General features: G+C 72.0%; 27 protein-coding genes and 2 tRNA genes. 18 read left to right on the top strand and 11 right to left on the bottom strand.

Annotation, left to right across the window (positions count from 1 at the left end):
* Positions 1 to 28 precede the first annotated feature (28 nt).
* The 5 genes from nadD (at position 29) to AB0J42_RS17485 (ending at position 2,905) form a co-directional block, all read left to right on the top strand.
* Positions 29 to 628, top strand: coding sequence for a nicotinate-nucleotide adenylyltransferase (gene nadD / locus AB0J42_RS17505; RefSeq protein WP_364295166.1), 600 nt, complete (start codon positions 29 to 31; stop codon positions 626 to 628).
* 135 nt (positions 629 to 763) lie between these two features.
* Positions 764 to 1,159, top strand: a complete 396-nt coding sequence (gene rsfS, locus AB0J42_RS17500; protein WP_364295163.1) for a ribosome silencing factor — start codon at positions 764 to 766, stop codon at positions 1,157 to 1,159.
* A complete protein-coding gene (locus tag AB0J42_RS17495; protein ID WP_364295160.1) occupies positions 1,156 to 1,812 on the top strand; it encodes a histidine phosphatase family protein in 657 nt (218 codons plus the stop codon). Before rsfS ends, AB0J42_RS17495 begins: the two co-directional genes overlap by 4 nt.
* A gap of 55 nt (positions 1,813 to 1,867) precedes the next feature.
* A tRNA-Ala gene (locus AB0J42_RS17490) sits at positions 1,868 to 1,940 on the top strand.
* Between the two features lie 35 nt (positions 1,941 to 1,975).
* Positions 1,976 to 2,905, top strand: a complete 930-nt coding sequence (locus AB0J42_RS17485) for a GNAT family N-acetyltransferase (protein ID WP_364295157.1) — start codon at positions 1,976 to 1,978, stop codon at positions 2,903 to 2,905.
* Here AB0J42_RS17485 and AB0J42_RS17480 read toward each other — a convergent pair.
* Positions 2,902 to 3,222, bottom strand: coding sequence for a hypothetical protein (locus AB0J42_RS17480; RefSeq protein ID WP_364295154.1), 321 nt, complete (start codon positions 3,220 to 3,222; stop codon positions 2,902 to 2,904). The two genes, AB0J42_RS17485 and AB0J42_RS17480, sit on opposite strands and share 4 nt — an antisense overlap.
* A 79-nt stretch (positions 3,223 to 3,301) precedes the next feature.
* Between AB0J42_RS17480 and AB0J42_RS17475 the strand changes: the two genes are divergently transcribed.
* A complete protein-coding gene (locus AB0J42_RS17475) occupies positions 3,302 to 4,069 on the top strand; it encodes an NAD(P)H-binding protein (protein ID WP_364295151.1) in 768 nt (255 codons plus the stop codon).
* On the opposite strand, the gene AB0J42_RS17470 is transcribed toward AB0J42_RS17475, so the two are convergent.
* A complete protein-coding gene (locus AB0J42_RS17470; protein WP_364295148.1) occupies positions 4,054 to 4,473 on the bottom strand; it encodes a hypothetical protein in 420 nt (139 codons plus the stop codon). The genes AB0J42_RS17475 and AB0J42_RS17470 overlap by 16 nt on opposite strands.
* Before the next feature lie 20 nt (positions 4,474 to 4,493).
* Positions 4,494 to 6,317: a Na+/H+ antiporter NhaA gene (gene nhaA, locus AB0J42_RS17465; RefSeq protein WP_364295145.1), complete on the bottom strand. Its 1,824-nt coding sequence runs from the start codon at positions 6,315 to 6,317 to the stop codon at positions 4,494 to 4,496.
* Positions 6,318 to 6,438: 121 nt separating this feature from the next.
* Between nhaA and AB0J42_RS17460 the strand changes: the two genes are divergently transcribed.
* From AB0J42_RS17460 to AB0J42_RS17450, 3 genes are all read left to right on the top strand, one after another.
* Positions 6,439 to 7,449, top strand: a complete 1,011-nt coding sequence (locus AB0J42_RS17460; protein WP_364295142.1) for an ABC transporter substrate-binding protein — start codon at positions 6,439 to 6,441, stop codon at positions 7,447 to 7,449.
* Positions 7,450 to 7,556: 107 nt separating this feature from the next.
* The gene (locus tag AB0J42_RS17455) at positions 7,557 to 9,113 is read left to right on the top strand and encodes a M28 family metallopeptidase (RefSeq protein WP_364295139.1); all 1,557 of its coding nucleotides are present in this window, start codon (positions 7,557 to 7,559) and stop codon (positions 9,111 to 9,113) included.
* A gap of 60 nt (positions 9,114 to 9,173) precedes the next feature.
* Positions 9,174 to 10,742 (top strand): M28 family metallopeptidase, encoded by a 1,569-nt coding sequence (locus AB0J42_RS17450; RefSeq protein ID WP_364295136.1) that lies wholly within the window; start codon positions 9,174 to 9,176, stop codon positions 10,740 to 10,742.
* 48 nt (positions 10,743 to 10,790) lie between these two features.
* Here AB0J42_RS17450 and AB0J42_RS17445 read toward each other — a convergent pair whose 3' ends face one another.
* Positions 10,791 to 11,285, bottom strand: coding sequence for a DUF523 domain-containing protein (locus AB0J42_RS17445; protein ID WP_364295134.1), 495 nt, complete (start codon positions 11,283 to 11,285; stop codon positions 10,791 to 10,793).
* Positions 11,286 to 11,347: 62 nt separating this feature from the next.
* Here AB0J42_RS17445 and AB0J42_RS17440 point away from each other — a divergent pair, with 62 nt between their 5' ends.
* The 4 genes from AB0J42_RS17440 to AB0J42_RS17425 all read left to right on the top strand — a co-directional run bounded on the left by AB0J42_RS17440 (position 11,348) and on the right by AB0J42_RS17425 (position 14,118).
* Complete coding sequence (locus AB0J42_RS17440; RefSeq protein WP_364295132.1) at positions 11,348 to 11,713, top strand: hypothetical protein; 366 nt, start codon at positions 11,348 to 11,350, stop codon at positions 11,711 to 11,713.
* Entirely contained in the window at positions 11,710 to 12,084 is a 375-nt protein-coding gene (locus tag AB0J42_RS17435; RefSeq protein ID WP_364295129.1) for a hypothetical protein, read from the top strand. Before AB0J42_RS17440 ends, AB0J42_RS17435 begins: the two co-directional genes overlap by 4 nt.
* A 31-nt stretch (positions 12,085 to 12,115) precedes the next feature.
* Positions 12,116 to 12,727: an SRPBCC family protein gene (locus AB0J42_RS17430; RefSeq protein ID WP_364295126.1), complete on the top strand. Its 612-nt coding sequence runs from the start codon at positions 12,116 to 12,118 to the stop codon at positions 12,725 to 12,727.
* Between the two features lie 170 nt (positions 12,728 to 12,897).
* Positions 12,898 to 14,118, top strand: a complete 1,221-nt coding sequence (locus tag AB0J42_RS17425) for an MFS transporter (protein WP_364295123.1) — start codon at positions 12,898 to 12,900, stop codon at positions 14,116 to 14,118.
* Between the two features lie 153 nt (positions 14,119 to 14,271).
* Here AB0J42_RS17425 and AB0J42_RS17420 read toward each other — a convergent pair whose 3' ends face one another.
* Entirely contained in the window at positions 14,272 to 15,015 is a 744-nt protein-coding gene (locus tag AB0J42_RS17420; RefSeq protein ID WP_364295120.1) for a dienelactone hydrolase family protein, read from the bottom strand.
* A 46-nt stretch (positions 15,016 to 15,061) separates the two neighbouring features.
* Here AB0J42_RS17420 and AB0J42_RS17415 point away from each other — a divergent pair, with 46 nt between their 5' ends.
* The 4 genes from AB0J42_RS17415 (at position 15,062) to AB0J42_RS17400 (ending at position 17,880) form a co-directional block, all read left to right on the top strand.
* Complete coding sequence (locus AB0J42_RS17415) at positions 15,062 to 15,481, top strand: MarR family transcriptional regulator (protein WP_364295117.1); 420 nt, start codon at positions 15,062 to 15,064, stop codon at positions 15,479 to 15,481.
* 58 nt (positions 15,482 to 15,539) lie between these two features.
* Positions 15,540 to 15,612: transfer RNA gene (locus tag AB0J42_RS17410), tRNA-Ala, on the top strand.
* Positions 15,613 to 16,068: 456 nt separating this feature from the next.
* Complete coding sequence (locus AB0J42_RS17405) at positions 16,069 to 17,421, top strand: hypothetical protein (protein ID WP_364295114.1); 1,353 nt, start codon at positions 16,069 to 16,071, stop codon at positions 17,419 to 17,421.
* 60 nt (positions 17,422 to 17,481) lie between these two features.
* The gene (locus AB0J42_RS17400; protein ID WP_364295111.1) at positions 17,482 to 17,880 is read left to right on the top strand and encodes a TMEM175 family protein; all 399 of its coding nucleotides are present in this window, start codon (positions 17,482 to 17,484) and stop codon (positions 17,878 to 17,880) included.
* Positions 17,881 to 17,884: 4 nt separating this feature from the next.
* Here the strand turns inward: AB0J42_RS17400 and AB0J42_RS17395 are convergent, their stop codons facing one another.
* From AB0J42_RS17395 to AB0J42_RS17380, 4 genes are all read right to left on the bottom strand, one after another.
* Entirely contained in the window at positions 17,885 to 18,505 is a 621-nt protein-coding gene (locus AB0J42_RS17395; protein ID WP_364295108.1) for a hypothetical protein, read from the bottom strand.
* 97 nt (positions 18,506 to 18,602) lie between these two features.
* Positions 18,603 to 20,438 (bottom strand): beta-L-arabinofuranosidase domain-containing protein, encoded by a 1,836-nt coding sequence (locus AB0J42_RS17390; protein ID WP_364295105.1) that lies wholly within the window; start codon positions 20,436 to 20,438, stop codon positions 18,603 to 18,605.
* The gene (locus AB0J42_RS17385; protein ID WP_364295102.1) at positions 20,431 to 20,574 is read right to left on the bottom strand and encodes a hypothetical protein; all 144 of its coding nucleotides are present in this window, start codon (positions 20,572 to 20,574) and stop codon (positions 20,431 to 20,433) included. The genes AB0J42_RS17390 and AB0J42_RS17385 overlap by 8 nt, the downstream gene beginning before the upstream one ends.
* 270 nt (positions 20,575 to 20,844) lie before the next feature.
* A complete protein-coding gene (locus AB0J42_RS17380; RefSeq protein WP_364295100.1) occupies positions 20,845 to 21,030 on the bottom strand; it encodes a hypothetical protein in 186 nt (61 codons plus the stop codon).
* 274 nt (positions 21,031 to 21,304) lie between these two features.
* Here AB0J42_RS17380 and AB0J42_RS17375 point away from each other — a divergent pair, with 274 nt between their 5' ends.
* Entirely contained in the window at positions 21,305 to 22,309 is a 1,005-nt protein-coding gene (locus AB0J42_RS17375) for a LacI family DNA-binding transcriptional regulator (protein ID WP_364295098.1), read from the top strand.
* Positions 22,310 to 22,350: 41 nt separating this feature from the next.
* On the opposite strand, the gene AB0J42_RS17370 is transcribed toward AB0J42_RS17375, so the two are convergent.
* Both AB0J42_RS17370 and AB0J42_RS17365 read right to left on the bottom strand, forming a co-directional pair.
* Positions 22,351 to 24,597, bottom strand: a complete 2,247-nt coding sequence (locus AB0J42_RS17370) for an alpha-L-arabinofuranosidase C-terminal domain-containing protein (protein WP_364295095.1) — start codon at positions 24,595 to 24,597, stop codon at positions 22,351 to 22,353.
* Positions 24,510 to 25,067: a hypothetical protein gene (locus AB0J42_RS17365; RefSeq protein ID WP_364295092.1), complete on the bottom strand. Its 558-nt coding sequence runs from the start codon at positions 25,065 to 25,067 to the stop codon at positions 24,510 to 24,512. The genes AB0J42_RS17370 and AB0J42_RS17365 overlap by 88 nt, the downstream gene beginning before the upstream one ends.
* Positions 25,068 to 25,146 lie beyond the last annotated feature (79 nt).

Genomic DNA, 25,146 nt, shown 5'->3' with positions numbered 1-25,146 from the left:
GGTCCGTTCCATGATGAACGCGCCTGGTATGCAGGGGAAGCGACGCGTGGGCGTCATGGGCGGCACGTTCGACCCGATCCATCATGGCCACCTGGTCGCCGCCAGCGAAGTGGCCCACCATTTCGAGCTCGACGAGGTCGTGTTCGTGCCCACCGGTCGTCCGTACCAGAAGTCCGAGCGCGAGGTGTCCGCGCCCGAGGACCGCTATCTGATGACCGTCATCGCGACCGCGTCCAACCCTCGCTTCTCCGTCAGCAGGGTCGACATCGACCGGCCGGGGCCCACCTTCACCATCGACACCCTGCGCGACATCTCCGAGATCTACGGGCCGGAGGCGGAGCTCTTCTTCATCACCGGCGCCGACGCGCTCGGCGCGATCCTCGACTGGCAGAACGCCGACGAGCTCTTCCAGCTCGCCCACTTCGTCGGCTGCACCAGGCCCGGCCACCACCTGCACGACCCCGGGCTGCCCGAGGGCCGGGTGACGCTGCTGGAGATCCCGGCGCTGGCCATCTCGTCGTCGGAGTGCAGGCAGCGGGTGAGCAAGGGCGAGCCCATCTGGTATCTCGTGCCCGACGGGATCGTCCAGTACATCAACAAACGAGGGCTCTACCTCGGGCACGCGTGAGATGGGGAAAGCCGAGCGCGGGCTCTGCCGCGGTGCACGTGTGAAGAGGAACAGGACAGCACGTGGGGCAGGACGGCCGTAACGGGTACCCTCTGGTATAGGCATGTCGCCGACACAGGAGGACCGACCCGCACCGTGACAGCATCTGAGACCGCAGTCCAGCTCGTCCGCATCGCCGCCGAAGCAGCCGCCGAGAAGCTGGCCGACGACATCCTCGCCTACGACGTCAGCGACCAGCTCGTCATCACCGACGCCTTCCTGCTCTGCTCCGCGAACAACGACCGCCAGGTCCGCGCCATCGTCGAGGAGATCGAGGAGAGGCTGCGCACCGAGGCCGACGTCAAGCCGGTGCGCCGCGAGGGTGAGCGCGAGGGCCGCTGGGTCCTCCTCGACTACATGGACATCGTCGTCCACGTCCAGCACGAGGAAGACCGCACCTTCTACGCCCTGGAGCGGCTGTGGAAGGACTGCCCGGCCATCGCCCTGCCGGAGAGCGTCACGCAGGCCAACACCCAGAGGGCCAGCAGTTGAGCAGACGCATCGTCTGCCTCCGCCACGGGCAGACCCGCTGGAACGTGGAGAACCGTTTCCAGGGCCACTCCGACATCCCGCTCGACGAGACCGGCGTGGCCCAGGCGGCCCGGGCCGCCTCCCTGCTCGCCTCTCTGCGGCCCACCCTCATCGTGTCCTCCGATCTCGAACGGGCCCACGACACCGCGCTGGCCCTCGCCCGCGTCACCGGCCTCGACGTGGCGGTCGACAAGGACTTCAGGGAGCGCGGCGGCGGCGAGTGGGAGGGTCTCACCAACGCCGAGATCGCCGAACGCTGGCCCCGCGAGTACGTCGCCTGGGAGGCGCCGGGCGGCGAGGACGTGGCCGACGTCGCCGCGCGGGTCGCCGCCGCCATGCGGCGCTGGGCGGCCAAGCTCGACGACGACGGGCTGCTCGTCATCGCCTCCCACGGGGCGGCGCTGCGGCTCGGCATCTGCGAGCTGCTCGGGCTGCCGCAGGAACACTGGTCCGCCATCGGCGGCCTCGGCAACTGCGCGTGGTCCGTGCTCCACGAGGGGCGCAGGGGATGGCGGCTGCTGGAGCACAACGCCGGCACCCTCCCCGAGCCGATCCGCAGCGACGACAGTCCCGACGCCCAAGGACGCCAGCCGACCCAGCCCGCCCGCGATTAGGCGAATCGCGAGGATGGCTATATGCTCTCGGAGGCTCGTTCGCGAGCCGTGATCAGGGGCTATGGCGCAGTTGGTAGCGCGCTTCCATGGCATGGAAGAGGTCTGGGGTTCGAATCCCCATAGCTCCACCTTTTCTCTCACCCTCAGGGCCCGGGGGAGACGGATGACCACAGTCCGGGCGTTCGCCGCCGGCGATGAGGGGCCGCTCGTCGCGGCCTGGAACCGCAGCCTTCCCACCGACCCGGCGACTCCCTCCTGGCTGCGCGAGCGCGTGCTGCTCGACCCCAACTTCGATCCCGAGGGGCTGCGGGTGGCCGTGGTGGACGGGCGGCTCGCCGGGTGCGCGTACGGAGTGCGCAGGCTCATTCCGCCGGCCCCGTCGACCGATCTGGAGCCGGGTACCGGGTGGATCCCGTTCTTCTTCGTGACCCCCGAACATCGGGGGCGCGGGCTGGGGCGGCGGCTGCTGGAGGAGGCGCTGGCGTTCCTGGCCGCGCACGGGCGCACGACCGTGGAGTTCGCCCCGTACACGCCGAACTACGTGCTGCCGGGCGTGGACCCGGAGCGTTACCCGCAGGCGCGCCGGCTGCTGGAGAAGCTCGGCTTCCGGACCGTCTCCACGCCGGTCGCCATGGACCGCTCGCTGGACGGTTACGTCGCCCCGGAGGCGGTGGGTGAGCTGCGGGCGGCGCGGGAGCGGGAGGGGTACGTGTTCCGCGCTCCGGCCGACGGGGAGCTGCCCGAGCTGATCCGGTTCGCGGCCGGGACGTTCAGCCCCGACTGGGGTGAGGCGATCAGGCGGGCGGACCCGGGGCGGCTGATCGTCGCCCGGCGGGAGCGCATCGTGGGGTTCGCGGCGTACGGGGCGTATCGGGAGACGCCCGAGAGGTTCGGGCCGTTCGGGGTCGACCCGGTGGAGCGTGGCACGGGGCTCGGGGCGGTCCTGCTCGACGCGGCCATGACCCGGATGCGGGCCGAGGGGCTGCGCGCGTCGTGGTTCCTGTGGACCGGGGAGACCGGCCCCGCCGCACGTCTGTACGGCAGAGCCGGTTACCGGGTCACCCGGCGGTTCCACGTCATGAGGCGGACCTAGGCTCCCGCCCGCAGCACCACGGCCACGGCGACCGCCGCCACCAGCAGCAGGAGCCCGCCCATCACGACCAGCCACCACCAGCCCGACCTGGACTTGCCGGTCTCGTAGGCGACGTCGGGCAGCAGGTCCTGCGGGTAGTCCAGGCGGCGCGTCCGCTCGTCCTGCGGGGGCGGCTGCGGGAAGAGGGGTGCCGCGTTCCGCGGCGGCGGCAGGGGGTACGGGGACGTCTCGCTCCGCGGCGGGGGCGGGGCGGGGCGGGGCCGGGGACGCCTGATCGTCATGTCGCCCTCGGGACCGCCGGGCTGCTCTGGATTCATGATCTCCTCGAACGCGCGGCGATGGTGGCGGTGCGCTCCAAGGGTGTCACATTCGAGGCCTTCGCCCCGTCCATCCGGTATGACGACTGTGACGGTGACAGGAGCGAGCGGACGGCTCGGCAGGACGGTGACCGCCCTGCTGGCCGCCGAGGGATTCGAGGTGCGGGCGCTGAGCCGTACCGGACGCGCGGACGACGGCGGGGTGCGCTGGATGACGGCGGACCTGACCACGGGGGAGGGCCTGGCCGAGGCGGTGGCGGGCGCCGACACGGTCGTCCACCTGGCGTCGGCGCCCTACCGGGGCCGCTACACGCGCCGGGTGGAGCTGGACGGGACCGGCCGGCTGCTGACGCGGGCCCGCGCGGCCGGTGTCGGTCACCTGCTCTACGTCTCGATCGTGGGGGTGGACCAGGTGCCGCTGGGCTACTACCGCGCCAAGCTGGCGGCCGAGCGGCTGGTGCGGGAGGGCGGGGTGCCGTGGACGACGCTGCGGGCGACGCAGTTCCACGAGTTCGCCGCCGGCGCGATCGCCGCGACGGCCCGCCTGGGGGTGGTGGTGGCCGACCCCGGCATCCCCTTCCAGCCGGTGGACGTCCGGGACGTGGCCGGCCGCCTGGTGTCGTTGATCAGGCGCGGGCCGTCGGAGGAGGTCGAGGAGTACGGCGGACCCGAGGTGCTGACGATGGCCGAGGCGGCCCGGCTCTGGCTGCGGGCCCGGGGGTCGCGCCGCCCGCTGCTGCGGGTGCGCGTCCCGGGCAGGCTGGGGCGGGCGTTCAGGGCCGGGCACCTGACCACCTCGGCCCTGCCGAAGGGGGAGATCACCTGGCGGGACTACCTGGAGGGGTAGGACGGGGGCTGCTGCCAGCCCTGCTGCGGGTGCTGGTAGGGCGCGGGCGGCTGCTGGTGCCAGCCCGGCTGCTGGGGGCCGGGCTGGGGCTGCGGGGCGCGGCGGGCGACCACGGCCCAGATCAGCAGCGCGACGCCGGTCGTCGTCAGCAGGAAGTACAGCAGGTTCAGCACCATGATCACGATGCCCATCGCGGCGAGACCGACGCTCTCGATCACGACGTTCAGGAGAATCGCCTGAAGGATCTGGAGCAGGCCGTTCAGCAGCAGCGCGACGCAGCCCAGCATGCCGATGACCGCCGCGCGCCCGTGGGTGCCGCGGCCCCTGGCCGTGAGCACGATGCCGACGGCGGCCACCACGGTGGACAGGAACGGGAGCAGCATGCTGAGGAAGGTGCCGGCCATACGGGGGGTCTCCGTCCGTTTCAGGGTGCCTTTTTCGGAGGGGAGGCGGCGGCGCGGGCCTGCTCCACCGCTTCGATGATCGCTTGGAGGTCCAGTCTGCCCTGGTAGCGTACGCCGTTGATGAACAGCGTGGGCGTGCCCCGGGCGCCGCTCGCCCGGCCGGACCGCTCGTCCCGCTCGATCCTGGCGGCGCGCTCGGCGATCGGCGCCGACAGGTCGACCCGCAGCTCGGCCGCGTAGCGCGCCAGGTCGTCGTCGCCGAGGGCCCGCTGGTGGGTGAAGAGCTTGTCGTACATCTCCCAGAACCGGCCGGCGCGGGCCGCCGCCTCGGCAACCAGCGCGGCGGGCACCGCGCGCGGGTGCAGCTGGCGCTGCGGGAAGTGGCGGAACACGATCCGCACGTCGGGGTGACGCCGCCGCAGCTCGTCCAGGATCGGGTGGAGGCGGCCGCAGAAGGGGCACTCGAAGTCGCCGTACTCGACCACGGTGACCGGCGCGTCCGCGGGGCCGCGCGCGTGGTCGTCCGGCCCGACCGGGGCGGTGAGCAGCACCGGCACCGACTCCGGGGGTTCGGCCGGGGCGTCCGGCGGCGCGCACACGCCGCCCCGGTTCCACGCCAGCTTGAAGATGACCCAGCCGAGCAGCGCCGACATGAGCGACCCGGCGAGGATGCCGATCTTGGCCTCGCTGATCAGCAGCGGGTCGTCGAAGGCCAGCTCCACGATGAACAGCGAGACCGTGAACCCGATGCCGGACACCGCCGCCCCGCCCAGCACCTGCCCCCACACCAGGTTGCCCGGCAGGAAACCCCAGTTGAGCCGGAGCGGCAGCCACGTGCCGGCGGTGATGCCCAGCAGCTTGCCGGCGAACAGGCCCAGCGCCACGCCGATGGAGATCGGCGAGGTCATCGCAGCGCTCAGCGTCTCACCGTCGAGCCGGACGCCGGCGTTGGCCAGCGCGAAGATCGGCACGATCACGTAGCTGCTCCAGGGGTGGAGCCGCAGCTGCAGGCGCTCGTTGACGGAGACCGACATGCGCACCAGCCGGGTCGCCTCCACGGCCGCCCGGGGGCTGGGCGAGTAGGTCAGCTCCTGCACGGCCTCCCCGGCCCGCAGCAGCTTCTGGTCGCTCGGCGCGTACACGAACACCAGCACGCCGAGCGCGATCCCGACGATCGTCGGGTGCACGCCGCTCTCCAGCGTCGCCACCCAGAGCGCGAAGCCGAGCACGACGTAGGCGGGCGAGCGCCAGATCCGCAGGTAGCGGAGGAACATGATCGCGGCGAGCAGCGCGACGGCGGTGAGGAGCGCCGGGAACGACAGGCTCGCCGTGTAGAAGAGCGCGATGATCGTGATGGCGAGGACGTCGTCCACGATCGCCAGCGTGAGCAGGAAGGCCCGCAGCGGGTCCGGGCAGCGCGCCCCCACCACGGCGAGCAGCCCCAGCACGAACGCGGTGTCGGTGGCGATCGGCACGCCCCAGCCCGCGGCGCCCGGCCCGCCCGCGTTGAACAGCAGGTAGATGCCGGCCGGGACGATCAGCCCGCCGAGCGCGGCGAGGGCCGGCACGGCGACCAGCCGCCGGTCGCGCATCTGCCCGAGCCGTATCTCGTACGAGATCTCCAGGCCGATGACGAAGAAGAAGATCGCCATCAGCCCGTCGTTCACCCAGTGGCGCAGGTCGAGCGAGAAGGTGGCGTCGCCGAAGCTGAGCCCGGCCTGGAGGTGCCAGAACGCCTCGTAGGTGTCGCCCCAGGGGGAGTTCGCCCAGATCAGGGCCAGGAGGGTGGCGGCCAGCAGCAAGGTGGTGCTGCCTGCCTCGGTCTTCAAGATCGCCCTCAGCATCGGCGGCTCCACCTCCTGCGCCCGATCTTAAGGTCCGGGGACCGGTGCGCGCGGTGACCTTTCCAGGTTAGGTAAGGCTAAGCTAATGTGCCGTCCAAAACCGTGTATTGGAGGAGTAGCCATGGTCACCGTCCAGCGTCGCGGTCTCACCGCCCTCGCCGCGGCCGTCCTGCTGGGGATCGCCGCGTGCGGCGCGCCGGAGACGGCCGCGCCGGCCGCGGACGCGCAGGAGCCGTGGACGTGGACGGACGACCGAGGCAAGGAGATCTCCCTCCCGGCGCGTCCGGAGCGGGTCGTGGCCCAGTCCGCGTCCGCGGCGGCGCTGTGGGACTTCGGCGTGCGCCCGGTCGGCGTGTTCGGCCCGCACCGGCTCAAGGACGGTGGGCGCGACCCCGAGGTGGGCGAGGTCGACATCGACCAGGTCGAGCCGATCGGCAACGTGTGGGGCGAGTTCAACGTCGAGAAGTACATCTCGCTCAAGCCCGACCTGCTGGTCGCGGGGATGTACCTGAAGGACACCCTCTGGTACGTGCCCGAGGAGTCGGCGGCCGCCATCGAGGAGGTCGCCCCCACGCTGGGCGTCCAGCTCGGCGGCAAGAAGCTCACCGAGATCATCGAACGGTACGCCTCCCTCGCCGAGGCGCTGGGCGCCGACCCCGCCGCGGCGCCCGTAACCGAGGCCAAGGCCCGCTTCGAGACCGCGAGCGAGCGGCTGAGGGACCTCGCGAAAGCCAAGCCCGGGCTGAAGGTCATGGTGGTCACGGCCACCCCCGAGAGCCTGTACGTCGCGTACGTCCCCGACCACCCCGACCTGGCCCACTACGCCGCACTGGGCCTCGACATCGTCTCCCCGGCCGCGCCGACGGAGAGCGAGGGCGGCTTCTGGGAGGTGCTGAGCTGGGAGAACGCCGACAAGTACGACGCCGACGTCATCCTGGTCGACGCCCGCGCCCAGTCGATGAAGACCGAGGAGATGGCGGAGAAGCCGACCTGGAGCGACCTGCCCGCGGTCAAGGCCGGCCAGGTCTACCCGTGGCGGGCGGCCGAGCGCTACAGCTACCTCGGTTACGCGAAGGTGATGGAGGAGGTGAAGACCAACCTGGAAGCAGCTAAGGACGACGTAGTGGATTGAGTGTTCAAATTCTGGGTCTTTTCAGGATGCCTTGCTCTGGTTAACAGCGCAGAGCGACTTCAATCGGGGGGAAACAGTCCCGACCAGCATCCTTGCGGAGGAGCCGAATGCGCTTCCACCTCCCCAAGGGCATGGCCCGAGCCGTCACCCTGGCAGTGGTCCTCGCCCTTCCTCTCGCCTACGTCGCCCCCGCGCAGGCGGATCCCGGCCCGTCCGCCCTGGCCCGGGCAGTCAAGATCAAAGACATCGTCCAGCACCTGGAGGAGTTCCAGCGGATCGCCGACGCCCACGGCGGCACCCGGGCCTCCGGCACGCCCGGCTACGACGCCTCCCGCGACTACGTGGCAGGCAAGCTGCGCGAGGCCGGATACAAGGTGAGGATCCAGCCGTTCGAGTTCCCCTTCTTCATCGAGAAGGCCACGGCCGTCCTGCAGCGGATCGTGCCCGACCCGCGGACCTTCACCCCCACCCCGCCGGACGGCAGCGCGGTCGGCGACTTCGCGACCATGACCTACTCCGGCGCTGGGAACATCACCGCGGACGTGCAGAGCGTCGACCTGCAGCTCCCGCCGCCCGACGTGCCCGGCTCGACCTCGGGGTGCGAGCCGGCGGACTTCGCCGGATTCACGCCCGGCAACATCGCGCTGATCCAGCGCGGCAGCTGCGACTTCCGGGTCAAGGCGGAGAACGCCCAGGCCGCGGGCGCCGTCGGCGTGATCATCTTCAACGAGGGGCAGGCAGGCCGGACCGCGACCGTCCAGGGCACGCTCGGCAGGCCCGCGGTCACCATCCCCGTCGTCGGCGCGAGCTTCGAGGCCGGGCAGCAGCTCGCCGCCGACGACACCGTGGTGCGCCTGGCCACGAACACCGAGAGCGACACCCGTACCACCTACAACGTGATCGCCGACTCCCCGTCCGGCGACCCGCGCAACGTCGTCATGTTCGGCGCGCACCTCGACAGCGTCACCGCCGGTCCCGGCATCAACGACAACGGCAGCGGCAGCGCGGGCATCCTGGAGACCGCCCTGACCCTGTCCAAGCTGACGACCGTCAACAAGCTCCGCTTCGCCTGGTGGGGGGCCGAGGAGCTGAACCTCCTCGGCTCGCGGCACTACGTGGCGAACCTCTCGCCCGCCGAGCGGTCGAAGATCAAGGCGTACCTCAACTTCGACATGATCGCCTCGCCGAACCCCGTCTACAGGATCTACGACGGCGACGACTCCGACGGCACCGGCGCGCCCGCGGGACCGCCGGGATCCGCCGAGATCGAGGCGCTGTTCCAGCGTTACTTCGACGGGCTGGGGGTGCCGCACAGCGGCACCGACTTCGACGGCCGCTCCGACTACGGGCCGTTCATCGAGGCGGGCATCCCGGCGGGCGGGCTGTTCACCGGGGGAGAAGGCATCAAGACCGAGGAAGAGGCCGAGTTGTACGGCGGCGTGGCGGGACTCGCCTACGACCCCTGCTACCACCGGGCCTGCGACACCATCAGCAACATCAGCAAGCGGGCTCTGCACTACAACACGGGCGCCATCGTGTACGCCGCGGTGACCTACGGCTACGCCCGCCGCCTGCCCGGCGCCCCGAACGCCGCCACGGCCGCCGCAGCCCCGCCCGCGGCGCAGGCCGGGATGGACTCCTGGTACCACCGCCTCACCCGCTGACAGCTCTGACGGGGGAGCGGCGCGGTGTGCCGCTCCCCCTCTCACACGGAGGATCCCGTGATGTTCGCGGCGCTCTACGCCACTGTGCTCGCCGTCCCGCTGGTGCTCACCGCACCCGCGGCCGTCCCCGACATCTCGCTGGAGAACGTGAAGGCCCACCTGAGCCGGCTGCAGTCCATCGCCACCGCCAACGGCGGCGACCGGGCGCACGGCCGGCCCGGCTACCTGGCCTCCGCCGACTACGTCAAGAACCTGCTGGACGCCGCCGGGTACACCACCACACTCCAGCCGTTCACCCACTACGGCGCCACCGGCTACAACCTCATCGCCGACTGGCCCGGCGGCGACCCCGGCGACGTGCTCATGGTCGGCGCCCACCTCGACAGCGTGACCGGAAGCCCCGGCATCAACGACAACGGCTCCGGCTCGGCCGCCCTCCTGGAGGTCGCGCTGGAGGTGGCCCGGCAGGGGCTGCGGCCGAACCGGCACCTGCGCTTCGCCTGGTGGGGCGCCGAGGAGCTGGGGCTGGGCGGCTCCCGCTTCTACGTGGGCGGCCTGGCCGCCGGCGAGCTGTCCAAAATCGGCGGCTACCTGAACTTCGACATGATCGCCTCGCCCAACGCCGGTTACTTCGTCTACGACGGCGACGACTCCGACCGCACCGGAGCGGGGCCGGGACCCGCCGGGTCGGCCGAGCTGGAACAGGTCCTGCAGAGCTACTTCGCGGGCATCGGCGTGCCCACCCAGGGCAGCGACTTCGACGGCCGCTCCGACTACGGGCCGTTCATCAAGGCCGGCGTCCCGGCGGGCGGGCTGTTCACCGGCGCCGAGGGCATCAAGACGACCGCCCAGGCGAAGCTCTGGGGCGGCACCGCCGGGCAGCCGTTCGACCCCTGCTACCACCGCTCCTGCGACACCACCGCGAACATCAGCGACATCGCGCTAGACCGCAACGCCGACGCCATCGCGCACGCCGTCTGGACCCTCGCCACCGCCGAACGGCCCCAGCCCGTCTGGTCCGACGACTTCGAGACCGCCACCGGCTGGACCGCGAACCCCGACGGCACCGACACCGCCACCACCGGCAAGTGGGAACGCGGCGACCCGCAGGACACGGACTACCTCGGCCCCAAGCAGCTCGGCACCACCCCGAGCGGCGTCAACGCCCTGGTCACCGGCCCGCTCGCGGGACCGGACGCGGGCGCGCACGACATCGACGGAGGCGTCACCACCGCCCGGTCGCCGGAGATCGCGCTCCCGGCGGAGGGCCCGCTGCGGCTGTCGCTCTCGTGGTATCTCGCGCACGGCGGCAACGCCACCGCCGCCGACTACTTCCGGGTACGGGTGAGCGGCACGACGACGGCGACCGTGGTGGAACAGACCGGCGCGGCCACGGACCGCGACGCCGCCTGGGCCACTGCCACCGCCGACCTCTCCGCCTTCGCCGGGCAGACGGTGCGCGTCATCGTCGAGGCCGCCGACGCGGACACCCCGAGCCTGGTGGAAGCGGCGGTCGACGACATCACGATCACTCGCCAGGGAACCCCGGTGCTCCCGCTCTCTCCGGCGGCGGAGCGGGTGGCCACGCCCGCTCCGCTCGGGAGCGAATCGTTGCCACCGCTTCCTTAGGAGGGTGCTCGCTGCTGTCTCCGGCGGTTGTCCTGGCCCGTGCGGGGCTCAGGACTCCAGGGCGGTGAGGCAGGCGGCGGCCTCCTCGATGTGGTCCTCGTTGAAGACGCGGATGCCGTGCCGTTCCAGCAGGGCGGTCGTCACGCCCTGGCCCGCGGCGCGGCGGCCGGTGAACGTACCGTCGTAGACGCTCAGCGTGCCGCACGACGGGCTGCCCTCCTTGAGGACCGCCAGCCGCGCGCCCGCCGACCGGGCGGCGGCCAGCGCGGCCCGCGCCCCCGCCAGGAACTCGGCCGTCACGTCGGATCCGTCGGCGGTCAGCACCCGGGCCCGCCCCTCCAGCACGGCGGTCCCGCCCGCGCCGCCCTCGATCTCGGCGGCGGGCCGGGGCACGGGCAGCCCGCCCTGCACCTCCGGGCAGAACGCCACCAGCCGGCCCTCGCGCCGCCAGGCCGCCAGCCGCTCGTCGGCGCTGGTCTTGGCGCCCCCGTCGTAGCGGACCCGGCGGCCCATCAGGCAGGCGCTCACGAGGATCCTCTCCATGCCTCCGATCCTATGAGCGCCACCAGCGGGACCGGCCGGTGCGGGCGATAACCTGTGCTGCGATGAACACCACCGTTGCCACGGTCGTCATCGTCGGCGCGCTGCTGCTGGCGCTGGCGAGCCTGATCACCGCCATCCGCAACCGCCCGATGGGCGTGGTCCTGCTCGCCGGGTTCGCCCTGCTCGAAGTGGCGGTGCTGGTGCAGGCCGGGTTCGTGATCGCGGCGATGGCCGGCGGGCACGGCCCGGAGGGCGAGACGTTCACGATCTACGGCTATCTCATCGGCGAGGCGCTGATCCCGCCCGCCGGGGTCTTCCTCGCGCTCGCCGAGCGGAGCCGCTGGGGCCCGGCCATCCTGGTCGTGGCCGGGTTCGCGATCGCGGTGATGACCGGGCGGCTGCTGCAGATCTGGCAGGGCGTCGCGTGACCGGCATAAGCTCAGGTCCCGGCCGGGCGCTGATCGCGCTCTACGGGCTGTTCGCGCTCGCCGCGGGGGCCCGTGCCGGGGTGCAGATCGCCACCAGGTTCGACGAGGCGCCGCTGGCCTACTCGCTGTCGGCGTTCGCCGCGCTGGTCTACCTGATCCTCACCGTCGCGCTCGCGCGGGGCGCGCGGCGGCTCGCGCTGGTGGCGCTGATCATCGAGCTGGTGGGGGTTCTCGTCATCGGCACCGCGAGCGTGGTCGACCCGGCCGCCTTCCCCGACGAAACGGTCTGGTCGGCCTACGGTGGCGGCTACCTGTACATTCCGCTCGTCCTCCCGCTGGTGGGCCTCTACTGGCTGTGGCGCCGACGTTAGGCGCCCGGGAGGCCGGGCAGCACAGGGCCTCATGAGTACGATCGAGCACGCCGTAGAGGTCAATGTTCCGATCAGGGTCGCGTACAACCAGTGGACCCAGTTCGAGAGCTTCCCCGAGTTCATGGAAGGCGTGGCGTCCATCGAGCAGATCACGGACACGCGCACTCACTGGATCACCGAGATCGCGGGCGTCAAGCGGGAGTTCGACGCCGAGATCACCGAGCAGCACCCGGACGAGCGCATCGCCTGGCGCTCGACCGAGCGGCCGCACCAGGCCGGCGTCGTCACCTTCCACCGGCTGGGCCCGGAGAGCGCCCGGGTGTCGCTCCAGATGGAGTACGACCCCGAGGGGTTCGCCGAGAAGGCCGGTGACTGGCTGAACATCGTCCAGTCGCGCGTCAAGGGCGACATGGAGCGCTTCAAGCGGTACGTCGAGGCGCGCGGCGGCGAGACGGGCGCGTGGCGGGGCGACGTCCCCGGCCCGCACCAGCAGGGCTCCGGGGTCGGCGGCACCGACCGCCCGGTCCCGCCCGGCACGGTCGGCGGCGACACCGGCTTCCCCCAGGATCCCGGCACGCTCCCCGCCCCCGGTCCCGTCCCTCCCCGGGACGACCCGCCCCAGGGCCCCCGGCCGGTTCTCTAGCCTCCGTTCTCCCACCGAGCCCCCGGACCGTTCCGGGGGCTTCGCTCTGTCCTGGAATAGACGCCATCCCGGGCCCCCGACCAGCGCCGCTTCGGAATAGATCCCATGCTGGGAGCTGTTAGGCTAGGGGATTCGTCCTATGACTTGATGAGTGGAGGAATTTACCCGGCATGAGTGTGCTCACCCAGGAGGTCAGACCCAGAACCGGCCCCCTGACCTGGCTCCTCGTGCTGGGGATCGTCCTCGCGGCGCTGAACCTGCGCACCGCCGTCACCAGCGTGGGCCCGCTGCTCGACCAGCTCGCCGCCGCGCTCGGCATGTCCAGCGTCGGCACCGGCCTGCTCACCACGCTCCCCGTGCTCGCCTTCGCCACCGTCGGCGCGGTCACGCCCAGCATGGCCCGCCGCGTCGGCGAGCACCGGCTGCTCCTGCTCGCCCTGGTCACGCTCGGCGCGGGCATGCTGGTGCGGGTCATGGTCGACTCGGCGGAGGTGTTCCTGCTGAGCAGCGCCGTCGCGCTGTCGGGCGGGGCCGTCGGCAACGTGCTCATCCCGACGCTGATCAAACGGCACTTCCCGACCCGTATCGGGACCATGACCACCGTCTACACCACCTCGCTGGCCGTCGGCACCATGCTCGCCGCCGCGGCCACCGTGCCGATCCAGCAGGCCTCGGGCGACTGGCACGTGGCGCTCGGCGTGTGGGCGGTCTTCGCCGTCGTCTCCGCCGTACCGTGGATCGCGCTCCAGCGCGACGAGCCGGAGCGCGACGACGACGGGCCCTCCGGCGGCGTGCTCGCCCTGACGCGGAACCGGCTCGCCTGGGCGGTCGCCGCCTACTTCGGCACCCAGTCGATGATCGCGTACATCATGTTCGGCTGGCTCGCCGTCATCCTCACCGACCGCGGCTATACCGTGGCCGAGGCGGGCATGCTCCTCGGCCTCTTCACCGCGCTGAACATTCCGGTCTCGTTCTTCGCCTCCGCCCTCGCCGGCCGCTTCCTCGACCAGCGGCCGGTGGTCGTCGGCCTGGTGGCGGCCTACACGGCCGGGTTCCTCGGGCTGTGGCTCGCGCCCGCGGGCACCGCCCCGGTCTGGGTGGTGCTGGTGGCGCTCGGCATGGGCTCGTTCCCGCTGGCGCTCACCATGCTCGCCGTGCGCACCCGTACGCCGGAGGCCACCGCCTCGCTCTCCGCCTTCGGGCAGAGCGCCGGCTATCTCTTCGCGGGCGCCGGCCCGCTGCTGGTCGGCGTGCTGCGCGGGGTCTCGGGCGGGTGGACGCTCCCGTACCTGCTGATCTTCGTGGTGCTGGTCGTGCAGTTGTGCGCGGGCCTGTACGCGGGACGCGACCGGTACGTGGAGGACGAGCGGAGGGTGCCTCTGCCAAGGTGACAGCCGCGCCTTCGACGGCTGTCACCTTTCGTGATCGTCGGGGCCGTGCCGGTGGGGGAGCGGCACGGCCTCGTCACTGCCGAGACCCCGTTCCACCCTCTCGGCCGCACCTGGCGCTGCGACCGGCCCCGAGGCGTCGATCCCTGAAGCCGATCAGGCGCCGCGTGCGGCGAGGAAGGCGAGCACCCGCCGCCAGGCGTCCTCGCAGGCGGCGGCGTGCTCACCGGGCGCGGCGTCGAAGAACCCGTGCGGCGCCCCCGGATAGGTCACCAGCTCGTGCTCCACCCCCGCCTCGGACAGCGCTGCGCCGAACTCCGCCACCTGTTCGGCCGGGATGCCTTCGTCCGCCCCGCCGAACAGGCCCAGGACCGGCGCTCGAAGCTCCCGGGCGTGCTGGGCCGGCCCCGGCCCGTACGGGGGAGCGATGCCCGGCACGCCGTAGAACCCGACGACTCCGGCGAGACCGAAGCGCGGCGCGGCGGCGAAGAACGCGTTGCGGCCGCCCATGCAGAACCCGAGCGCCACCGCCGGCCTGCCCAGCCGGTCGATCGCGGCCATGAGGTCGGCCTGGATGCCCTCCCTGGTCAGCCCGCCGAGGTGGGCCCGGAACGGGAAGTCCGGGCCCCGGTCGTCGGTCTCGGCCGTCCGGCCGAAGTAGTCCATCGCCACGGCCGGGTGGCCCTGCTCGGCGAAGCGCACGGCCAGCTGCTTGTAGAAGTCGTGCAGCCCGCGCCAGTCGGGAAGGATCACTACCCCCGCGCCCCGCACCTCCTCGGGCCGGGCCTCGTAGGCCGCGAAGGCGGAGCCGTCGGCCGACGTCAGGCGGATGTCGGCGGCCCGGACCCCGGTGAGGGGCGGGCCGTAGGCGGGTGGTGCGGAGTCGTGGTCGTAACACATGGGTCCACAACTACCAAAGCTAGATTGATAAAGCTAGACTTGGCATATGCTCGCGAAGAACCTGCGGATCGCCGTCGGGCTGCTGGCCCGCCGCATCCGCCGCCTCTACACCAACGCCACGGGTGACGACCTGTCGTTCACCGAACTCGGCGTGCTCTCCCGCCTGGAGCGCGACGGGCCGCACACCTCGGTCCAGCTCGCCCAGGTCGAACGCATCACCGCACAGGCCATCGGCACGGTGCTGACGGGCCTGCACCGGCGCGGGCTCGTGCGCCGCGACCCGGACCCGGCCGACGGCCGCCGCGTCATCACGTCCATCTCCGACGCCGGCCGCGCCGCGCTCGGCGGCCGGGAGCAGGTCATCACCGACCGGCTGGCTCGCGCGGTCGAGACGCTCACCCCGGAGGAGCGCGAACGCCTGGCCGCGGCGCTGCCCGTGCTCACCCGCATCGCCGACCGCCTCTGACAGCCGGGCGTGGCACGGGTGGCCGGAGATTCGGATACACTTGGCGACGCATCCGCAAGGGGCTATGGCGCAGTTGGTAGCGCGCTTCCATGGCATGGAAGAGGTCTGGGGTTCGAATCCCCATAGCTCCACAGTCTTTCTGGCCCACCCGGCACATCGGGTGGGCTTTTTTCATGCCTCCGATCGGGGTCGTTTTGTCAGGTGTTCACCTGACACGCCGGCGTTCCGGGCCTGCCTAGGCTTGCTGCCAGCCACGGTATGGGCGTTGAGGGCAGAGCATGCCTGCCGCCGAACGAGTCGAAAGGATGCAGATGTCCACCCCATATCCGCCTCGCCACGGACGAGGTCCCGGCCACGGCGGACCGGCTGGTCCTCCTGGAGGGTGGCCGGGCGCCGCGAGACCGGGCAGCCCTCCCGGAGGCGGGCCGTACCCAGGAAGCTACGGAACCGAGGGGTACGGGCCGGGGGGACCCGGAGGGCCCCAGGGGTTCGGGCCTTACGGGCCGGGAGGGCCAGGGGGAATCGGCGGGCCCGGCGGGGGGCGGCCTCCTCACGGGGGAGGCGGCGGCAAGGGGCCGCTCATCGCCGTGCTCGCCGGGCTCGCCGTGATCCTCCTGATCGGCGGGGTGGCCGGCGCCTGGGCGCTGCTCCGTACCGATGAGCCGGAGTCCGGTGCCGCGTCCGGACAGGGCGACGGCCTCCCGACGCTGCGGCGCGACCTGAAGCCGTCGGCATCGCCGTCGCCTGCGAAGAAGCAGGCGGCGGCGGTGAAGCTGCGGCCGGTCACCGGCGATCAGCTCTGCGCCGCCGTCCCGGACGACCTCCGCAAGAGCCTGGTCACCGACGGCAAGTACGGCGGGAAGGACGCGTCCACGTCCTCGGCCGCCCCGGACGACAAGCGGGCCGCCTGTTCGTGGCGGAACAACAAGATGGAGGTCGGCGGCGGCGTCATCGGCTACCGCCTGCTCGGCATCTCCGTCCAGGCCCGCAGCAGAGAGACGCAGGACGCCGTCGAGTACGCGCGCGAGCAGTTCGCCCGCGACAAGGAGCGCTACGAGAAGCGGGTGAACGTCCGCGACGGCAAGCGGGTCGACGGGAAGACGACCGGTTCGTCCTTCGGCGAGCTCCGGGAGCTCGAATACGGCGACGAGTCGTACAGCCAGAGCTCGATCGGCCACAGCGGGCTGAAGACCGTCGTGCACGTCCGGCAGGGGCCGTGGCTGATCCAGGTCGAGTACGGCGGCTCCAACCGGACCGGCGCCAAGTACCCGGGCGGCGACGAGACGCGGGCCGCGGCCGGCAAGGTCGCCGAGCTCGTCGCCGCGGAGATGGCCAAGGACGCCGGGAAGGTCAAGGTCACCGGGCCGTGCGGGATCCTGTCCGTGAAGGACGTCGAGGCGGCGTTCTTCCCGGCCGTGTCGGGGCCGTCCGTCAGCGCCAACGACGGCAGCGTCAAGCAGACCGCCTGCACCTGGAACATCCGCGAGCAGGTCAAGCACGCGCCCGGCCAGGAGTTCAGCGCCCGCGGCGGCAGGCTGGCCGTCCGCGTGGCCGACTGGGGGAGCGACGGCCCGGGGGCGAAGTTCCAGTACGACCGGGAGGCCAAGAAGTTCGACCGCTACCGGGCCAAGGGCGGCATCGGCAACGACCGCACCCACACCACCTTCGAGGCCCGCGAGGAGCTGCCGGGGCTCGGCGAGAAGGCGTTCGCCGTGGTGTCGGCGACCACCCGCCCGTACGACGAGGACGAGCCGGCCCTCCATGAGATCCTGGTCAAGGTGCTGACCGGGGACAGGACGGTCGAGTTCAGCTTCCGGGGCACCACGACCGGCGGCGGCGTCGCCGGTGCCCCCGGATATCAGGAGCCTGCCTTCGAGGCGGCCGTCGCCAAGAAGGCCGTGCTGGAGCTGGCCGGCCCGTTCCTCGCCGGGCTGAAGTGACTTGCGCCCGGCGGGCATGTCGTCCGTGCCCCGCCGGGTCCCGGCTGTTACACCGGAGCCATGAAAGGCGAGGACGACCTGGAGGCCGGGCGGGCGGACCTGGGCAGGCTGCCGGCCTTCAGCGACGGGGTGTTCGCCATCGCGATCACCATCCTCGTCCTGGGGCTCGACGTGCCTCCCGGGCTGTCGCCCGAGGAGCTCGGCGCGCACCTGGAGGGACTGCTGCCGATCCTGGGCAGCGCCGCGCTGAGCTTCGCCGTGATCGGCCGGTTCTGGATCGCGCACAGCCGTGACCTGCCCCGGCCGCGGGTGGCGCGGACGTCCGCCGACATCGCGGTCGTGCCGGCTTTCTTCCTGATCTCGATCCCGGTGGCCTTCCCGGCTCCGCATCTGGCGCCGTTCTGCTGGATCGGCGCCGCCCTGCCGGCCGGGGCGCTCTGGTCGCGGCTGCGTTCCTGATCTCCTACGGGCTGGGCCAGTAGGTCGTCGAGCGGCGGGCGGCGGAGGCGATGGGCGCGCCGTCGAGCTCGACGATGGTCAGGCCGACCCCGCCGACGGGCCACTCGACGGCGAACTCGAAGGGCTCCGCCGGGGGCACCGGCCACAGCCAGAGGGCGACCTCGTGGATGCCGAGATCGCGGCCGCTGCGCAGGGTGCTGCCGCCCGGGAGCCAGGAGAGCCGGGTGTCCTTCGGCGGCTCGCCCGCGGGGTCGGCGTTCGCGGCGACCGTGGTGGCCTTGGTGCCGTCGGCGTAGCGGACGCCGAACCTGAGCAGCTTGTCGGGCAGCCGGTCGCCGCCCGTGGACCGGATGCGGGCCAGCGGGTAGAGCGACATCTGGAGGTCCCAGAAGGCGTCGGGGGAGAGGCCGTTCTGGCGGAGCACGACCTCCACGTTCAGCAGGCAGCCGGTGGAGTACGCGCGGACCGTCGACAGGGCGACGGCGACGGTGGAGTTGTGGACCAGCACCCGGTCGATCGCCATCGACGTGCCCAGCTCCGTCGCCGGCGGGGCGAGCCAGGCGGGGAGGGACGGGTGCGGAGGACCGGTTAAATCTTCCTGCGTCGGTGGCGGTTCGAAGAACATGTTCCCGATCGTACGTGTTAAGCCGGGAAAGTCCTATCCTGTGGCGCGCTCGGCCGAAGACCGGCCCCCGGACGCCCCGGGAGCCGGTCTCCCCACGTCAGCCTGACGGCTCCCCGGCCACGGGGAGCCAGACGCGCATGGTGGCCGGGCCGCGGTTGCCCCAGCGGTGGTAGGGGATCAGCCGCAGTGCCGCCCCGGGCCCGGCACCGTGGGATCCGTGCCACCCGTCGGGGGCGCTTCCGTACGGCCAGGCGCTTGCCGCGGAGGCGCCGAGCACGGCCTCCGTCTCCAGCTCCACCACCTCGCCGCCGGTCCGCTCGGTCAGCGCCGAGCCGGGGCGGACGGCGACCTCGGCGAGCGGCGGCTCGTCCCCGGCCGCTTCGGCGCAGTACACCAGCGGTCCCCGCTCGACCGCGACGCAGCCGCGCAGCGCGTCGACCCGCCGGTCCGGGTAGGTCCAGCGGGGCTCCATCGGCAGCTCCAGCACCAACTCGTCGCCGGGCCGCCACTCCCTCTCGGCGCCCGCGTACCCGGGCGCGACGGCCCGGCTCTCGCCGGGGGACGAGGTGAGCGTCGCCGAGGAGGCCCAGACGGGGACGCGGAGCGAGATCCGGCCCGCGCCGCCCTCCAGGACCCGGACCCGCACGGTGCCCGTCCACGGGTAGCCGGTCTCCACCCGCAGCCGCAGCCCGCCGTGGCTGATCTCGCTCGGCGTGTACTGGTCGATCCGCACCCCGTCGCCGGAGGAGGTCGCCACGTACGCCGCCACCGACGCCAGCGTGCGGGCGATGTTGCTGGGGCAGCACGACACGTCGAACCACGGCGAGCGCGGCCCGCCCTCCGCCGCGTGGCTGACCATCCCGTCCGGGGTCTCCGCCGGGACCCGCACCGCCAGCGGGTTGACGTAGGAGAACGACCGCCCGTCCAGCGCCACCCCGGTGGCCAGCACGTTGTGCAGGGTCCGCTCGGCCAGGTCGGCGTAGCGGGCGTCGCCGGTGGCCAGCAGCAGCCGGTGCGACAGCATGATCGAGGCGATGCCCGCGCACGTCTCGGAGTAGGCCCGGTCCGGCGGCAGCTCGTAGTCGTCGCCGAACGACTCGCCCGCGTGCCGCGAGCCCATGCCGCCGGTCAGGTGGGTGCGCCGGGCCACCGTCCGCTCCCACTGGGACTCGACGGCCTTCAGCAGCTCCTCGTCGCCGGTCTCCACCGCCACGTCGACCGCGCCGCACGCGAGGTAGAGCGCGCGCACCGCGTGCCCGCGGAACGCCTGAGCCTGCCGTACGGGAACGTCGTCCTGGAAGTATGCGCGCCCGAGATGGATCTCCCCGAGAGAGGGCAGCCCGCGGCGGGCGACGAACCGGCGGGCCATCTCCAGGTAGCGTTCGGCGCCGGTGACCCGGTAGAGCTCCACCAGCGCCATCTCGATCACGGGATGGCCGTCGGTCTGCGTGCCCTCCATGAAGCGGCGGCACACGTGGTCGGCGGCGCGCACCGCCGTCCGGGTGAGGGTGTCCTCGCCGTGCGTGCGCAGCCGGGCCACGCCCGCCTGGATGAGGTGGCCGTAGCAGTAGAGCTCGTGGCCCCACTCCAGGTCGGTGTAGCGGCTGCCGCTCCAGCGGGTGTTGAGGTAGCCGTCGCCCTCCTGGGCGCGGGCGACGGTCTCGGCCAGCTCGGGCAGCGCCGGATGGTCCGCCCAGGCCATCGCCTCCAGCAGCTTGTAGATCTCCGAGTCGGAGAACTCGCGGCCCCGGCGCGGGCGCTGCCCCCGGAAGTTGCCGATCCAGCCGGTCCGTTCCATCCATTCCTGGCAGTGCGCGATCGTGACCTCGCGGTTGAGCGCCGCCCGGTCTCCCCAGAAACCGGGCGAGATCCGTACCGCGTCGAGGCCGAGAGGGGAGAGCACGCCCGAAGAGGGCAGGACAGGGTTAGCCACGCAGAGCTCCTGACATGAATCCGCGCACGTAGTGGCGCTGCAGCACGACGAACAGGATGAGACAGGGGACGGCCATGACCATGACGCCGGCCTGGAGCATGCCGTAGTCGATCGCGCCCATGGTGCGCGACGTCATGCTGACCACGGCACAGCCCGACCAGCGCGAGCGGCAGCACCACCGACATGGCCGCCGCGCCGCCGAGGTCGAAGCGGAAGAACGCGGCCCGGTAGATCACCATCACCATCGACACCGTGCTGTTGTCCGGGCCGCCGTTGGTGAAGATGAAGAACTGGTCGAAGGCGAGCGGGGAGCCGGTGACGCTGAGGATCAGCATGTTGAACCCGGCGATCTTCGTGTGGTTGTCCGGCCTGTTGAACGCCGCCTGCCCCAGCAGCGGCCAGCGGTTCAGCGACATCCAGAACACCAGCACCAGCGGCGTGACGAACCGAAGAACGTGCCGTGCACCTCGCCGTCCTTGCCGAGCTCGTCCTGGACGGCGGTGGCGTGCTCGGCGAACTCCTTAAGCGTTTTCGGTCCCTGCTCGGGGTCGAGCGTGTGCGGCAGCGTGTACTGGCGGGTGCCGAGCCGCATGTGGGGGCCAGGCCGTCCTTGAACGGCAGGCTCGCGATCTTGTCGGTGAGGTCCAGGAACAGTCCTTGGGAGGTGTAGTAGGGCACGAAGATGACGTCGGCGGCGAGGGTCAACAGCGCGAGGGGGGCCGCTCCGGTCAGCCGTCGTCTCATGGTGACTCCTCCGGTTCCCCGCGAGCTGAAAGGTTTTCGGAAAACGTAGAAGAAACGCTGAGGCATGTCAACGGTGTAAGGTCGCTTCTAGCTGGTCCGTGGAGAGAAAAGGGTTTCGAGAGATGGCGATGAGGCGGGCGACCATCAGTGATGTGGCCTCGCTGGCGGGGGTGTCGATCGCCACGGCGTCCAAAGCGCTGAACGGGCGGCAGGACGTGCGGGCCTCGACCCGCCAGCGGGTGCTGGCGGCGGCCGAGGAGCTGTCCTTCCAGCCGAGCCCGCTGGCGCGCGGGCTGCTGTCCGGGCAGACCCGCACCGTGGGGCTGCTCACCTCCGACAGCGCCGGGCGGTTCAGCATCCCGGTGCTGCTCGGCGCCGAGGACGCGTTCGGCGCGGGGGAGATGGCGGTGCTGCTCTGCGACGCCCGCGGCGACGCGATCCGGGAGCAGCACCACCTGCGGGCGCTGCTGTCGCGCCGCGTCGACGGGCTGATCGTCGTGGGCGAGAGCACCAACCCGCGGCCGTCGGTGAGCAAGGACCTGCCGGTGCCGGTCGTGTACGCCTACGGGCCGTCGGAAGATCCGGCGGACGTCTCGTTCGTCCCCGACGACGTGGGCGGCGCGATGCTCGCGGCCCGCCACCTGCTCGCGCTGGGGCGGCGCCGGATCGCCCACGTCACCGGGCCGGCCGACTACAAGGCCGCCCGCGACCGGGCCGAGGGGCTGGCCGCCGCGCTCGGCGAGGCGGGCGTGGAGCAGGCCGGTGAGACGCTCTGGGGCACGTGGTCGCAGCGGTGGGGGCGGCACGCCGCCGAGATGCTGCTGAACACCGCCCCCGACCTGGACGCGGTGTTCTGCGGCAGCGACCAGATCGCGGCCGGGTTCGTGGAGGCGGCCCGCGAGCTGGGACGGCGGGTGCCCGACGACCTCGCGGTGGTCGGCTACGACAACTGGGAGGTGCTGGCCGCCGAGACCAGGCCGCCGCTGACCACCGTGGACCCCAGCCTGGAGCGGCTGGGGCGCACCGCGGCCCAGCACCTGTTCGCCGCGATCGGCGGCAAGGCGACGCCGGGGGTGCACAAGATGGACTGCAAGCTCGTGATCAGGGACTCCACCGCCCGGATGTGACCGGCGGTCCGGGCGGCGCGCCACCGCCCGGGCCGCCCGGCTCACCGGCCTCCGCTCAGCCGGATGAACGTGACCGAGTGGGCCGGGAAATCGTAGGTGAACGAGCGGGAGAAGCCCGGCACCCGGTGCTCCACCGGCGCGATCCGGTCCGGTTCGGCGAGGGTGTTCACGTCGGCGGGGTCGCCGGTCAGCGAGGTGACCGTGGCCGTCCGCCCGACGCGCGCCCGGCCGAGGGCGACGGTGCCGGGCCGCCATCGCGCGGCGCCGTCGGCGAAGTCGTCCTCCAGCAGTACGGTCCCGTCGGCTGCCGTCACCTTGACGTCGTCGTACCGGACCGAGGTGTTCCAGGACGCCAGCCCGACCGCGCCCGAGATGTCCTCCACCGGGCGGGTGGTGCCCTCGAACGTGCTCGGCAGCACGGTGTCGCCGGCGTTGCGCGAGAACAGCTTCTGCACGTGATAACTCGGCGACCCGTATGCCTCGTCGTTGTCGAACCAGATGAGGTCCGGCGCCCAGTCCACGTAGTCGACGTTGGCCAGCAGCGGCGCGTAGGCGGCCAGTTCGACCACGTCGGCGTTGCGCTCGATGCCGGTCAGGAAGGACGCCTCCGACAGCGCGTTGAAGAACGTGTTGCCGCGCGAGGCGTACTCGCCGACGAACACCTTCGGGCCCTCACGGTCGTAGGAGTCGTAGCGCCGGTTGCTGGTCAGGAACCAGTCGGGGTTGTTGTAGTAGTGCTCGTCGACCAGGTCGGCCTGCTGGTCGCGGGCGAACTCCCACATGCGGTCGAACCAGGCGCCCTGCGAGGTCGTCCCCGAGTTGCTGATGATCTTGATGTCCGGATATTTCGCCCGCACCGCGTCGGCGAACCTCGGGTAGTTGTCGAAGAACTCCGGATAGATCTCCTCGTTCCCGAGCCCGAGGTACTTCATCCCGAACGGCTTGGGATGCCCCAGCTCGGCCCGCTTCTTCCCCCAGGTCGAGGTGACCGGCCCGTTGGCGAACTCGATCAGGTCCAGCGTGTCCTGGACCCAGCGGTCCAGCTTGGCCTCGTCGGTCAGCGGCCGGTCCTGGCCGCAGCCGTTCACGCCCACCGACAGCACCGGCAGCGGCTCCGCCCCCAGGTCCTCGGCGAACTGGAAGTACTCGTAGAAGCCGATCCCGTAGCTCTGGTTGTAGCCCCAGAAGTTGAAGTTGGTGGGTCGCTCCTCGACCGGTCCGATCGTCTCCTTCCACTGGTAGATGCGCCGCCGGTCCAGGTTCTCGCGGTACGGGTCGTACGTGCCGACGTTGGTGACGCAGCCGCCGGGGAAGCGCAGGAAGCGTGGCTTCAGCTCGGCGATCAGCTCGGCCAGGTCCTTGCGCATGCCGTTCGGCCGGTTCTTGAAGGTGCCGCGAGGGAAGAGCGAGACCATGTCCAGGTCGGTCCGGCCCTCGGGCGCCAGCAGCACGAGCCGGCCCGCGTCGGTGGTGCCGGTCGCGCGGAACGTGGCCCGATACTTGGTCCAGCCGCCCGCCCGCACCTTGACGGTCGTTTTCCCGTACGTGGCCGAGCCGCTTTCCACGCTGACCGTCACCGTGCCCGGCGTGTCGCGGCGGGCCCAGAACGACAGGTCGTAGCGCTCGCCCCGCTTCAGCGGCAGGCCGCTGTTGAAGCCCGCGTTCTGCACCCCGGCCGGGCCGCCGGTCACCTCCAGGCGCAGGTAGTTGCGGTTGTCCGGGTTCAGCGGCCGGTCGCCGGAGACCGTCGCCGCGGCGGTGCCGCCGCGCTCGACCGCGCTCCACGCGGTCAGCCCGTGATAGCTCGGCTCGTCGGCCGGGTCGAACTCGAACGAGCGGTTCTGGACCAGCTCCGCGTAGAGCCCGCCGTCGGCGCCGTGGTTGATGTCCTCATAAAAGACCCCGTACAGGTGAGGTCCGACCTTCGTGCCCTTCGCGGCGGTGTCGACGGTCAGCTCGCCGGTCGTGTAGCCCTCGACGCGGAACCTGCCGCCCTCGGCCGCGGTCACCAATCTGCCCCGGCTGACCGCGAGGTGGCGGTCGCCGGAGCTGACGGTGACCTTGCCGCCGCCCGCGTCGGTGAGCCGGAAGACCGATCCGGTGGTTCCGAGCCTGACCCGGTCGCGGGAGATCTCCAGGTACTTCCCGGTCGCCGCGTCCTTGAGCCGCCCGTCGGTCTCGGCGGTGAGCGCGAGACCAGTCATCGGAGGTTTCGCGCTCGCATGGACCGTGTCGGCGGCGTCGGCCGACAGGTACCGCTCCTCGCCCTGGTGCCGGAGCGTGAACATGCCCTCCGGCACGACCGGCTGTCCCGGCGCCGCCTTGACCGCGAAGTAGTCGAAGTCGGCGGCGAACGAGGTGCCGTTCTGCGCGGCCAGCGCGAACAGGCCCGGACGTGGTTGTCCCAGTCCTGCCAGGCCAGGATGCCGGCGCTCTGGAAGTCCAGCGTGACCGGGGCGCGGACGGCGGCGACCACCTCGAAGTCGCCGGCCGGGATGTCCATGAGGAAGAGGTTCCTGGCCGTGTTGGTGTCCTGGTAGGTGTCGCCGGGCAGGGCGTGCACGCGCAGCGCGCCGGGCTGCTCGGTGAGCGACCAGCGGCTGTCGTCGCGGGCCGGCACGGTCCAGCCGGGGCCGAGCGGGGGCCCGTCGAACCCGTCGACGGCAGCGCCTTCGGGGATCGGCTCCGCGGCCTGGGCGTGCGCGGGCGCCGTGAGCAGTCCCGCGAGGAGCAGGACGGCTGTGGCGAGTCGCAACATGGAGCTCCTCGGGTCGGGGGGTGTTAGCGTTAACAACCGAGGTTTAGCGTTAACACCGATCAGTTAAAGGGCCCTCCGG

It is taken from the genome of Nonomuraea sp. NPDC049649, from assembly GCF_040675175.1.
In the GTDB taxonomy this organism is placed as follows: Bacteria; Actinomycetota; Actinomycetes; order Streptosporangiales; family Streptosporangiaceae; genus Nonomuraea.
This window is presented reverse-complemented; position numbering and strand designations above follow the sequence as displayed.

Coding starts and splice junctions, on each gene's coding strand:
- AB0J42_RS17460 (WP_364295142.1), top strand. CDS start 6,439: ATGGTCACCGTCCAGCGTCGCGGTCTCACCGCCCTCGCCGCGGCCGTC.
- AB0J42_RS17400 (WP_364295111.1), top strand. CDS start 17,482: ATGAAAGGCGAGGACGACCTGGAGGCCGGGCGGGCGGACCTGGGCAGG.
- AB0J42_RS17395 (WP_364295108.1), bottom strand. CDS start 18,505: ATGTTCTTCGAACCGCCACCGACGCAGGAAGATTTAACCGGTCCTCCG.
- AB0J42_RS17470 (WP_364295148.1), bottom strand. CDS start 4,473: ATGGCCGGCACCTTCCTCAGCATGCTGCTCCCGTTCCTGTCCACCGTG.
- AB0J42_RS17425 (WP_364295123.1), top strand. CDS start 12,898: ATGAGTGTGCTCACCCAGGAGGTCAGACCCAGAACCGGCCCCCTGACC.
- nadD (WP_364295166.1), top strand. CDS start 29: ATGCAGGGGAAGCGACGCGTGGGCGTCATGGGCGGCACGTTCGACCCG.
- nhaA (WP_364295145.1), bottom strand. CDS start 6,317: ATGCTGAGGGCGATCTTGAAGACCGAGGCAGGCAGCACCACCTTGCTG.
- AB0J42_RS17365 (WP_364295092.1), bottom strand. CDS start 25,067: ATGTTGCGACTCGCCACAGCCGTCCTGCTCCTCGCGGGACTGCTCACG.
- AB0J42_RS17480 (WP_364295154.1), bottom strand. CDS start 3,222: ATGAATCCAGAGCAGCCCGGCGGTCCCGAGGGCGACATGACGATCAGG.
- AB0J42_RS17445 (WP_364295134.1), bottom strand. CDS start 11,285: ATGGAGAGGATCCTCGTGAGCGCCTGCCTGATGGGCCGCCGGGTCCGC.
- AB0J42_RS17385 (WP_364295102.1), bottom strand. CDS start 20,574: ATGACGTCGCGCACCATGGGCGCGATCGACTACGGCATGCTCCAGGCC.
- AB0J42_RS17430 (WP_364295126.1), top strand. CDS start 12,116: ATGAGTACGATCGAGCACGCCGTAGAGGTCAATGTTCCGATCAGGGTC.
- AB0J42_RS17415 (WP_364295117.1), top strand. CDS start 15,062: ATGCTCGCGAAGAACCTGCGGATCGCCGTCGGGCTGCTGGCCCGCCGC.
- AB0J42_RS17420 (WP_364295120.1), bottom strand. CDS start 15,015: ATGTGTTACGACCACGACTCCGCACCACCCGCCTACGGCCCGCCCCTC.
- AB0J42_RS17485 (WP_364295157.1), top strand. CDS start 1,976: ATGACCACAGTCCGGGCGTTCGCCGCCGGCGATGAGGGGCCGCTCGTC.
- AB0J42_RS17370 (WP_364295095.1), bottom strand. CDS start 24,597: ATGTTCACGCTCCGGCACCAGGGCGAGGAGCGGTACCTGTCGGCCGAC.
- AB0J42_RS17380 (WP_364295100.1), bottom strand. CDS start 21,030: ATGCGGCTCGGCACCCGCCAGTACACGCTGCCGCACACGCTCGACCCC.
- AB0J42_RS17450 (WP_364295136.1), top strand. CDS start 9,174: ATGTTCGCGGCGCTCTACGCCACTGTGCTCGCCGTCCCGCTGGTGCTC.
- AB0J42_RS17475 (WP_364295151.1), top strand. CDS start 3,302: ATGACGACTGTGACGGTGACAGGAGCGAGCGGACGGCTCGGCAGGACG.
- AB0J42_RS17375 (WP_364295098.1), top strand. CDS start 21,305: ATGGCGATGAGGCGGGCGACCATCAGTGATGTGGCCTCGCTGGCGGGG.
- AB0J42_RS17440 (WP_364295132.1), top strand. CDS start 11,348: ATGAACACCACCGTTGCCACGGTCGTCATCGTCGGCGCGCTGCTGCTG.
- AB0J42_RS17455 (WP_364295139.1), top strand. CDS start 7,557: ATGCGCTTCCACCTCCCCAAGGGCATGGCCCGAGCCGTCACCCTGGCA.